We start from the raw sequence: 9141 nt of genomic DNA, 5'->3' as shown, positions 1-9141 counted from the left end.
CTTCGACTTCGTCGCCTGCAGCCGCTTCACCAGGCCCGAGACCTGGATGTTGAAGGCCTCGTAGCAGTCCTGGTCGAGGCGCGCCGGATCGTCGGGCACGAAGGGGAAGCGGTCCAGGGGCCGGATCAGGCCCACGTCGTCATGGTGCGGCTGGTGGACGAAGGTCACGCGCCGGAACGTCCGCTCGGGATGGCCGGCCGCCACGGCCGCATCGTTGAACGTCGGGGTGCGCATCCGCTCGAGCCGCAGGCGCTGGACGTCGATGTCGGCCAGCGCCAGCTGCGAGCCTGTGGGGAAACGCTCGGTCTGGGCGAGACGGCGGCCCAGTTCGTGGATCGAGGCCTGACCGTCCCAGGCCAGGTCGGTGGTGCTCTCGCCGGGTCCCGCCGCCGAATAGAGGTAGGCCGCCTGGCAGCGCATCGACTGGCTGGCGCAGAGGACCTCGCGGTCGTCCGCCTTGCCCACCACGATGTTCGAGGCCGACAGGTTGCAGAGGATGAGCGCCCCCGCCAGCGCGCCGGCGGTGGACGGCGGCGCCGGGGCCCAGAAGTCCTCGCAGATCTCCAGATGGAAGACGAAGTCGGCGAGGTCCTCGGCCTCGAACACGAGATCGGTTCCGAACGGGACCTCCTGCCCGGCCAGGATGGCGGTCAGGCCCACGACGCCCGCGCCCGGCGCGAACCAGCGCTTCTCGTAGTACTCCCGGTAGTTGGGCAGAAAGCTCTTCGGCACGACGCCCAGGATGCGGCCACGCGAGATCGCCACCGCGCAGTTGTAGAGACGGCCGTTCACCGCCACCGGCGCGCCCACCAGCAGGACGGGCTTGAGGCCCTCGCTGGCGCGGACGAGGCTGGCGATCTCGGATTCCACGCGCTTGAGCAGCGCGTCCTGGAGGAAAAGGTCGTCGACGGCATAGGCCGAGAGCCCGAGCTCGGGGAACAGCATCAGGTCGCAGGCCGCAGCATCCCCCTGCCGGGCCAGCTTCAGGGTCTCGGCGGCGTTGACGCCTGGATCGCCGGGAATCACCTCGGGCGTGCAGACCGCGGCGCGGACGAAGCCGTGGGTGTGGATCGAATGGAACGCGGCCTTCGTCACCGAGAGCTCCCAGGCTTATGCTCACTCTGAGCATATACACCCCTCGCAGGGGCGCAAACCTTATCCCGATTTCGTTCGCATCCGGTTGCCGGCGGACGGTCCGCAACTACCTTGACCTAATGGACGAACGCTTGGACCTCGACGCGGATCTGGCGGCGGAGATCGTGAGACGGGTCAGAGAGGCCGAGCCCAGCGTCGTCGCGGTGCTGGTGACCGGCAGCTACGCTCGTCGCGAGGCCGATCGCTACAGCGACGTGGACGTGGTGGCCGTCACCCGCGACGAACCTGCCTGCCCCTTCAGTGCTTGGTTCCTGGAGCGCGGCGACGGCCGGCTGGCGCATGTCTCGGTCGCCGCAGAGTCGCTCGAGACCTGGACCGACGAGGAGGACGAACCCGCGGGCTGGGCGTTCGGCTTCCCGGTGCTCGAAGCGGCGGTCTACCTCTGGGCGACCTCCGAGGCCGTTGCCGTCCTCGGAGAAGATCCCTCCGCGCGGCTGCCGCCCGGCGAGCCTGAACTGGAGGACTTCGTCGAGTTCTTCATGAAGCTGCGGCGCGCCGTCGCGAGCGGCGACGCGGTCCTCCTGCGCTGGACGGCGCGGATGCTGGTCGAGTACGCGGCGGGCCTGCTCCGCCCGCTGAATCCCGAGGTCGTGGTGCGTTCCCCGCCGGAAGCGTTGCGCGCCGCACTGACCCTGCCGGTTGCTCCAGAGGGCTTCCACGCCGACGCCCGTGTCTGCCTGGGCCTCGACCCGGCCAGCGCGGAAGAGGTCGCGGCAGCAGGGACGCGACTGGCCCGTGGCCTGGTCCGGTTCTTGGAACCGCGCGAGGGAGACCTGGGCCTTGCCGACCGCTCGGTGGCGGACGCGCTGCGCGAGGGCGTGCTGCGCCGCTACATGGACGCCTGAACGAGCCTAGTCGTCGCGGTGTACGCGCTCGCGGCGCTCGTGACGCTCCTGGGCCTCGAGGCTCAGCGTGGCGATCGGGCGGGCGTCGAGACGGGCCAGGCCGATGGGCTCGCCGGTCTCTTCGCAGTAGCCGTAGCTGCCGTCCTCGATCCGGCGGAGCGCCTCGTCGATCTTCGAGATCAACTTCCGCTGACGGTCACGCGTGCGCAATTCCAAGGCCCGATCGGTCTCGGACGACGCCCGATCCGCCAGATCGGGATGATTCTCGGTTTCCTTCTGGAGGTGCGACAGCGTTTCGCGCGACTCGCGGAGAATGTCCTCTTTCCACATGAGGAGCTTCTGCTTGAAGTACTCAAGCTGACGCTCGTTCATGAACTCCTCGTCCTCGGAAGGACGGTATTCAGGACTTTCAGCCAGAACTGCGGCTGCTTTCATGAAAACCTCACGCCCCTGAGGAACCCTGAGACACGCGGCGGGTGTATAGCAAATGCGTCGCTGGTTTCAACGTCGCCCGCGTAACGAGGTCCTACGCCGCACGCCCTGCGGCCTGGAACTTCGCAAGCTCTACCGCCGCGCGAGTTTCTATCTCGTCAAGCACGGCCTCCAGCCGGGGATCGTCGGTCGCCGAGCGCTGCTCCTTCACGGTGCGCGCGAGGGCCTCCAGCTGGGAGGCGTTCAGCTCGTCGCCGAGAAGCGCGATCTTGATGCGATCCAGCTCGTCCAGAAGACGCCCGGCGCGCCGGACGGACCGGCGCCGGCGCTCGGTGGGGCTCTCGACGTCCTGGAGGGCAAGCAGGGCTTCGACGCCCATGACACCTCCCACGCCGGCTGCGCTGGAAACCTGGGCCGCGGGCGCCGCCGCGGCGCCTCCGGCGACCCGGAAGGCCTCGCCGCCGCTCGCGCCCCGCGCCGACTTGGCGCCCGAGGCCTGCGAAAGACCGCCTGTACCGCTGACCTTCATGGGACGCTTCGCACCCTCTCACTCGCTGGGCAGCTTCGCCGCGCAAGCTTGAAGCATGGTTAACGGGAGGCTGAATCTGCCTAGTCGAACTTGCCCACCCGACTCCGACCGCGTTTGATTTCATTCGGCTTTTTCCTGGCATGGTTCTCGCGTGAGCGAGGCGAAACCCTGCGTCCAAGGTTGCCCATGCGTCGCCTGCTATCCGCCCTCGTCCTCGCCGCTCTCGCCCTCGGCGCCCAGCCGAGCCTCGCGAAGTCGAGGATCAAGGACATCGTCGAGTTCGAAGGCGTCCGCGAGAACCAGCTGATCGGCTACGGCATCGTGGTCGGCCTGAACGGCACCGGCGACGCGCTCCGCAACGCCCCCTTCACCAAGCAGAGCCTGGAGGCGATGCTCGAGCGGCTGGGCGTGAACGTCCGCGACGCCAACCTCAACACCAAGAACGTCGCCGCCGTCATGGTGACCGCCAAGCTGCCGCCGTGGGCGGCCCCCGGCTCGCAGATCGACGTGGCCGTGTCGGCCCTGGGAGACGCCAAGAGCCTGCTGGGCGGGACGTTGCTGGTCACGCCGCTCCTCGGCGCCGACGGCCATGCCTACGCGGCGGCGCAGGGCACGGTGCAGACCGGCTCGATCAGCGCGGGGGGCGCCTCGGGCAGCTCGATCACCAAGGGCGTGCCCACCGCGGGCCGCATCGCCGGCGGGGCCTCGGTGGAGCGCGAAGTCGGGTTCCAGCTCGCGAACCTGGGCCAGATGCGGATGACCCTGCGCAACCCCGACTTCACCACCGCGCGGCGCATCGCCGACGTCGTGAACGCCGCCTATCCAGGCGCGGCGAGCGCCGACAACCCCACGATCGTGACCCTGCGTCTGCCGGCCGGCGAGAACATGGTGTCGTTCCTGGCCAAGGTAGAGAACCTGCCGGTGGAGCCCGACACGCCCGCCAAGGTCGTCATCGACGAAGTGGCCGGCGTCATCGTCATGGGCGACGCCGTCCGGGTCTCCACCGTGGCGATCCAGCAGGGCAACCTGACCATCACCGTGCGCGAGCAGCCCGCGGTCAGCCAGCCCGGTCCGTTCTCCCGCGGCGAGACGGCGGTCATCCCGCAGAGCGACCTCGCCGTCGAGGAGGAGAAGGGAAAGCAGTTCCTGACCCTGAAGACCGGAACGTCCCTCTCGACGCTTGTGGCGGGCCTGAACGCCCTGGGGGTCACGCCGCGCGACATGATCTCCATCCTGCAGACGATCAAGGCGGCCGGCGCGCTGCAGGCCGAGATCGAGGTGATGTGATGAGCGACCTCTCCGCGCCGATCGCGCTGTCCCCCACCCTGCTGGCCGCCACGCCCCAACAGACCGCCGCCGACCTGGCGAAGAGCCGGGCGAAGGATGCGGCGCAGAAGTTCGAGGCCCAGTTCCTGTCGACGATGTTCCAGCAGATGTTCTCGGGGCTGAAGACCGATGGCCCGTTCGGCGGCGGGACGGGCGAGGAGATGTTCCGCTCGCTGATGACCGAGGCCATGGGCAAGCAGGTCGCCAAGGCCGGCGGCATCGGCCTCGCCGACACCGTCCAGCGCGAAATCCTCAAGCTGCAGGGGCTGACCTGACATGGCTCTCGCCGCGCAAGACGCCGCCGATCGCTGCGAGCAACTGACCGTCCTGACGGAGCGCCTGACCGAACTGGCCGCCGCGCAGGCCCAGGCCTTCGAGCAACGCCGGCCGAACGCCGCCGCCGCCCTGCTGGAGGAAACCTCGCGCCTCGCCAACCTCTACCGGCACGAGAGCGCGCGCATCCGCGCCGACCCCAGCCTGATCGAGGGCGCGCCGCTGGCCGCCCGCACCGCGCTCGTGCGCGCCACCGAGGCCTTCGACGCCGTCCTCGCGCGCCAGGGCCGGGCGATCGAGGCGGCGCGGATCATCACCGAGGGGCTGGTGAAATGCATCGCCGACGAGATCGCCGCCCAGCGCAGCCAGGTCAGCGTCTACGGGTCGGGCGGCGTGCAGACCTCCACGGTCGCTCCGACGGCCATCACGCTGAACCGCCGCGCCTGAACGAAGAGTCTTCGGCGGTCTTAGCCGTTCCCTAGGGATTGAGCCCTACATCCCACGCCGGCGGCGGGAGCGGGTTTCCGCCGCCTACCGGGAGTTCCACGTGACATCACTCTATGAGCGCATTGGCGGCGCGCCGGCGGTGAAGGCCGCCGTGGACGTCTTCTACGGCAAGGTGCTGGCCGACGCGCGCATCGCCCACTTCTTCGATGGCGTGGACATGACGGCGCAGAACGCCAAGCAGCGCGCCTTCCTCATCATGGCCTTCGGCGGTCCCAACACCTACAGCGGCGCCGACATGCGGCGCGGCCACGCCCACCTCGTGGCGCGCGGCCTGAACGACAGCCACTTCGACGCCGTGGTGGAGAATCTCGCGGCGACGCTTCGCGAACTGGGCGTCGGCGACGGCGAGATCGGCGAAGTGGCCGCCATCGCCGAAACCGTGCGCAACGACGTCCTGGGACGTTCCGCCGACGCGGCCTGACGTCGCCGTTGTCTGCCCCAGCGTCAGCGTCCTAAGTTCACCAGGCTGCCGGGTCGTCCGGCAGTCTGCGTTCTCAGGGCGGGGTGAAACTCCCCACCGGCGGTAATGCCCACCCTCCTTCGGGACCCGGTGGGACGAGCCCGCGGGCGCCTGGCCTCTCGCCATACGTGGGGCCAGGGACGAGCAGACCCGGTGCGATCCCGGGGCCGACGGTCACAGTCCGGTTATGAGAACGGCCACGTCGCGTCGGGCGGACTCCGCCCCGGCGCGTGCATGGCCTGCCCCTGAGTCGTGGTCCTTTGAACCCGGTCAGGGAGAAGACCATGACCCAAGTTGCGACCCTCGAATTCCCCACCGCCAACGGCGCCTTCCGCGCCGGACGCATCGCCTTCGTGCATGCGCTCTGGCACGCCGACATCGTGCGCGAAGCCTACCACGGCTTCCTGGACGAGATCGTGAAGCTCGGCCTGCCGGCCGAGGCCGTGGAGGTCTTCGAGACCCCCGGCTCCTTCGAGATCCCGCTGCACGCCCAGACGCTGGCCCGCAGCGGACGCTACGCCGCCATCGTCGCGGCCGGCTTCGTGGTGGACGGCGGCATCTATCGCCACGACTTCGTGGCTTCCACCGTCGTCAACGCCCTGATGCAGGTCCAGCTGGCGACCGAGACGCCGGTGTTCTCGGTGGTCCTGACGCCGCATCACTTCCACGAGCACGACGTCCACCAGGGCTTCTTCCACGCCCACTTCCGCACGAAGGGAGCGGAGGCGGCGCACGCCTGCGTCGGCACGCTGCAGAGCCTCGCCAAGCTGGCCGGCGCGGCCTGATGGACGCCGCCATCCAGGCGCCGCCGGGCTTCGAGCGACACGATCGTCGCAGTCCGGTGACCGACCCCTGGGAGCCGCTCTACCGGCGGCTCTCGGGCGACGCCGTCGTCTTGGGCGTCCGCGCAGGCGCCCAGCACTGCAACAGCCGCGGCTTCGTGCACGGCGGCCTCATCTCGGCGCTGGCCGACAACGCCATGGGCCTCTCGTGCGCGCGTCGGATGGGCGGGGACGCCAGCCTCCTCACGGTGAACCTCAGCGTCGACTTCCTGGGCGCCGCCCTGACGGGGCAGTGGCTGGAATTCGACACCGTGTTCGTGAAGCCCGGAGGCACGTTGGCGTTCGCCCAGGCCTTCGTCACCGCCGACGGCCAGCCATGCGCCCGCGCGAACGCCGTCTTCCGGGTGCTGAGGAAGATGGCCGCGTAGTCGCTGGGCTCAGGCCCGGCCCGGCAGGGCCAGCTCCCGCCCGATCCCGATCGCGGCGAGGAAGTCGCGGTCGTGGCTGACCACGAGCAGGGCGCCGTCGTAGCCGCGCAGCGCGGCCTCGACGGCGCCGATCGAGTCGAGGTCCAGGTGATTGGTCGGCTCGTCCAGGATGAGCAGTTGCGGCGGCCGGTCGCCCAGCAGCACGCAGGCCAGCGCCGCACGCAGCCGCTCGCCGCCGGACAGCACGCCCACCGGCTTCTCGGCCGCCGTGTTGCGGAACAGGAAGCGCGCCAGTGCGGACCGCGCGGCGTGTTCGCTGGACCTCGGGTTCAGCCTGCGGAACGCCGCGATCAGGGTGGGCTCGTCGCCCAGCAGCGCGGTCTGCTGGTCGAGCAGGGTCGCCGGCGCGCCCCGGACGATCCGGCCGGCGGTGGGCTGCAGCTCCCCGGCCGCCAGGCGGATGAGCGTCGTCTTGCCCGAACCGTTGGGTCCGGACACCGCCAGCCGTTCGGGTCCCGTGATCCGCAGCGACAGCGGCCCCAGCAGCGGGTCGCCTCCCGGATAGGCGAAGGCCACGTCCTCGAACGCCAGCACCGCCCGCCCCGCCGCGAGACCCGACGGCGGCAGTTCGAAGCCGAGCCGGCGCACCCGCTCGATCTTCGCCTCCGCGCCCGCCAGCGCGTCGGCCGTCTGCGCCCGCAGCCGGTCGGCCACGTGGCCCGCCCGCGCGCCCGACGTCTCGGCGCGCTGCTGCTGGGCGTCGAGAAGGATCTTCGGCGCGTCGCCCTTCGCACGCAGGCGCTTCCCGGCGGCGTCCTTGCGCTGCTTGCGTTCGGCCGCCTGCTGGATCTCGCGCGCCACCCGGGCGGAGTCCTTCTGCGCGTCGGCGAGTTCGCGCGCCGCCGCCGCCTCGGCCTCGGCCTTGCGGGCGGCGTACAGGTCGTAGCCGCCGCCGTAGACCTGCGCGCCGAGGGACGTCAGCTCGACGATGCGGTCCATCCGGCGCAGCAGGGCGCGGTCGTGGCTCACCACGATGGCTCCGCCCTTCCAGCGCCCCAGGACCTCGGACACGAGCCCGCGCGCCTCTACGTCGAGGTTGTTCGTGGGCTCGTCCAGGATCAGCAGGTCCGGTTCGGCCGCCAGAAGGCCGGCCAGCATCGCGCGCGTCACCTGGCCGCCGCTGAGCGAGGCGGCCTCGCGGCGCAGGTCGAACCCCGCGAGGCCGACTTCGGCCAGAGCGGCGTCGAGCCGCGCCTCCAGCGTCCAGTCCGCGGCCGCGAGATCTTCCTCGCTTCCCAGCCCGGCCTCGATGCGGGCCAGGCGGGCGAGCGGCGCGGCCACGCCCATCAACTCGGCGATGTTCGCGCCCGGCGGCGGCTCGAGCGTCTGGCGCATGACACCCAGCCGGCCTGTCCGCGCCACCGCGCCCGCGGTCGGCTCCAGCTCGCCGGCGATGATCCTGAGCAGCGTGGACTTGCCGACGCCGTTACGCCCCACGAGGCCGGTGCGTTCGGCCCCGAAGGCGAGCGTGAGGTTCTGGAAGAGGCCGCGGCCGTCAGGCGTGGCGTAGGCGAGGCCGTCGAGAGTGACGAATGCAGGCATGGGTGAGGGTCATCGCGCCGTGGACGTTCGGGGTGGTCGGAATGTCCAGCGCCAGCCGCATCGGCCTGCTCCTCGGTTGAAGCCGGCTACATAGGCGCGCGGCGGCGATCGCGCAAACCCGGGCCGGCTCGCGGCTTTCGGACCTGTGTTGGCTTCGCCACATTGGCCTCGCGAGGGCGAGCGCCGATCTTCCGGCCGAAAGGGAGATCGCCATGCCGTTCGTCGTCCGCCCGCTTTCCGTCGCCGCCTTCCGCCCCCTCTTCGCCCTGTCGGACGCCGAGCTCGCCGCGCGCGGGGTCCTGCGCCGGCGGGTGGAGGGGCCGGGAGCGCCCTGCCGCGTGACGCTTGTGGACGCTGCGCCCGGCGAGAGCGTGTTGCTGCTGAACTACGAGCACCAGCCGGCGGACACCCCGTTCCGCGCCAGCCACGCGATCTTCGTCCGCGAGGCGGCCGAGGACCGCACCTTCGCGCCGGGAGAGATCCCGCCGGCCTTCGCGGCGCGCGCGCACCTGTCGCTGCGGGCGTTCGACAGCGACGGCATGATGGTGGACGCCGAGCTCGCGCCCACGGCCGAGCTGCCCGCGGCGATCGAGCGGCTGCTGGACAGCGCGGGCGCGGCCTACCTGCACGCCCACTACGCAGGCGCCGGCTGCTTCGCCGCGCGGATCGATCGCGCGTGACGGGCTGACGATCGCGTGATGGCGAAACCAGAATGATCTGAGGGAGTTCTGGGCGGCGGTTCCCAACGGAGCGCCCATCGTGCCCAGACCCCGACTGCCCTTCCTGATCGCCGCCTGCCTGA

The 9141-nt window shown here is 70.8% G+C and carries 12 protein-coding genes and 1 riboswitch; of the genes, 8 read left to right on the top strand and 4 right to left on the bottom strand.

The features are described 5' to 3' along the window. A partial coding sequence (locus tag JNK30_RS00060; protein ID WP_293479006.1) for an NAD(+) synthase occupies positions 1-1095 on the bottom strand: 1095 nt, incomplete at its 3' end. 131 nt (positions 1096-1226) lie between these two features. On the opposite strand from JNK30_RS00060, the gene JNK30_RS00055 reads away from it, so the two are divergent. After that, positions 1227-2000 carry a nucleotidyltransferase domain-containing protein gene (locus JNK30_RS00055; RefSeq protein WP_293479004.1) on the top strand — a complete coding sequence of 258 codons (774 nt, stop codon included), beginning with the start codon at positions 1227-1229 and terminating at the stop codon, positions 1998-2000. 6 nt (positions 2001-2006) lie between these two features. Here the strand turns inward: JNK30_RS00055 and dksA are convergent, their stop codons facing one another. Together dksA and JNK30_RS00045 are read right to left on the bottom strand one after the other, a co-directional pair. Then, complete coding sequence (gene dksA, locus JNK30_RS00050) at positions 2007-2435, bottom strand: RNA polymerase-binding protein DksA (protein WP_293479002.1); 429 nt, start codon at positions 2433-2435, stop codon at positions 2007-2009. Between the two features lie 91 nt (positions 2436-2526). Then, a complete protein-coding gene (locus JNK30_RS00045) occupies positions 2527-2961 on the bottom strand; it encodes a flagellar assembly protein FliX (protein ID WP_293479000.1) in 435 nt (144 codons plus the stop codon). Between the two features lie 186 nt (positions 2962-3147). Here JNK30_RS00045 and JNK30_RS00040 point away from each other — a divergent pair, with 186 nt between their 5' ends. The 6 genes from JNK30_RS00040 to JNK30_RS00015 all read left to right on the top strand — a co-directional run bounded on the left by JNK30_RS00040 (position 3148) and on the right by JNK30_RS00015 (position 6737). Then, positions 3148-4248 (top strand): flagellar basal body P-ring protein FlgI, encoded by a 1101-nt coding sequence (locus JNK30_RS00040; protein WP_293478998.1) that lies wholly within the window; start codon positions 3148-3150, stop codon positions 4246-4248. Beyond that, the gene (locus tag JNK30_RS00035; RefSeq protein ID WP_293478996.1) at positions 4248-4562 is read left to right on the top strand and encodes a rod-binding protein; all 315 of its coding nucleotides are present in this window, start codon (positions 4248-4250) and stop codon (positions 4560-4562) included. The genes JNK30_RS00040 and JNK30_RS00035 overlap by 1 nt, the downstream gene beginning before the upstream one ends. Before the next feature lies 1 nt (position 4563). Then, entirely contained in the window at positions 4564-5007 is a 444-nt protein-coding gene (locus JNK30_RS00030) for a flagellar basal body protein (protein ID WP_293478994.1), read from the top strand. 100 nt (positions 5008-5107) lie between these two features. Continuing rightward, positions 5108-5488 carry a group 1 truncated hemoglobin gene (locus JNK30_RS00025; RefSeq protein WP_293478992.1) on the top strand — a complete coding sequence of 127 codons (381 nt, stop codon included), beginning with the start codon at positions 5108-5110 and terminating at the stop codon, positions 5486-5488. A gap of 65 nt (positions 5489-5553) precedes the next feature. After that, positions 5554-5726, top strand: a riboswitch (FMN riboswitch). Positions 5727-5811: 85 nt separating this feature from the next. Beyond that, the gene (locus JNK30_RS00020; RefSeq protein ID WP_293478990.1) at positions 5812-6312 is read left to right on the top strand and encodes a 6,7-dimethyl-8-ribityllumazine synthase; all 501 of its coding nucleotides are present in this window, start codon (positions 5812-5814) and stop codon (positions 6310-6312) included. Beyond that, entirely contained in the window at positions 6312-6737 is a 426-nt protein-coding gene (locus JNK30_RS00015; protein ID WP_293478988.1) for a PaaI family thioesterase, read from the top strand. Before JNK30_RS00020 ends, JNK30_RS00015 begins: the two co-directional genes overlap by 1 nt. A 9-nt stretch (positions 6738-6746) precedes the next feature. On the opposite strand, the gene JNK30_RS00010 is transcribed toward JNK30_RS00015, so the two are convergent. Then, entirely contained in the window at positions 6747-8339 is a 1593-nt protein-coding gene (locus JNK30_RS00010; RefSeq protein ID WP_293478986.1) for an ABC-F family ATP-binding cassette domain-containing protein, read from the bottom strand. Positions 8340-8551: 212 nt separating this feature from the next. On the opposite strand from JNK30_RS00010, the gene JNK30_RS00005 reads away from it, so the two are divergent. Further along, on the top strand, positions 8552-9019 hold the full coding sequence (locus JNK30_RS00005) for a DUF1203 domain-containing protein (protein WP_293478984.1): 468 nt from the start codon (positions 8552-8554) through the stop codon (positions 9017-9019). Positions 9020-9141: the final 122 nt, after the last annotated feature.

The sequence above is a fragment of the Phenylobacterium sp. genome (genome assembly GCF_016793225.1).
Classification (GTDB): Bacteria; Pseudomonadota; Alphaproteobacteria; order Caulobacterales; family Caulobacteraceae; genus Phenylobacterium.
This window is presented reverse-complemented; position numbering and strand designations above follow the sequence as displayed.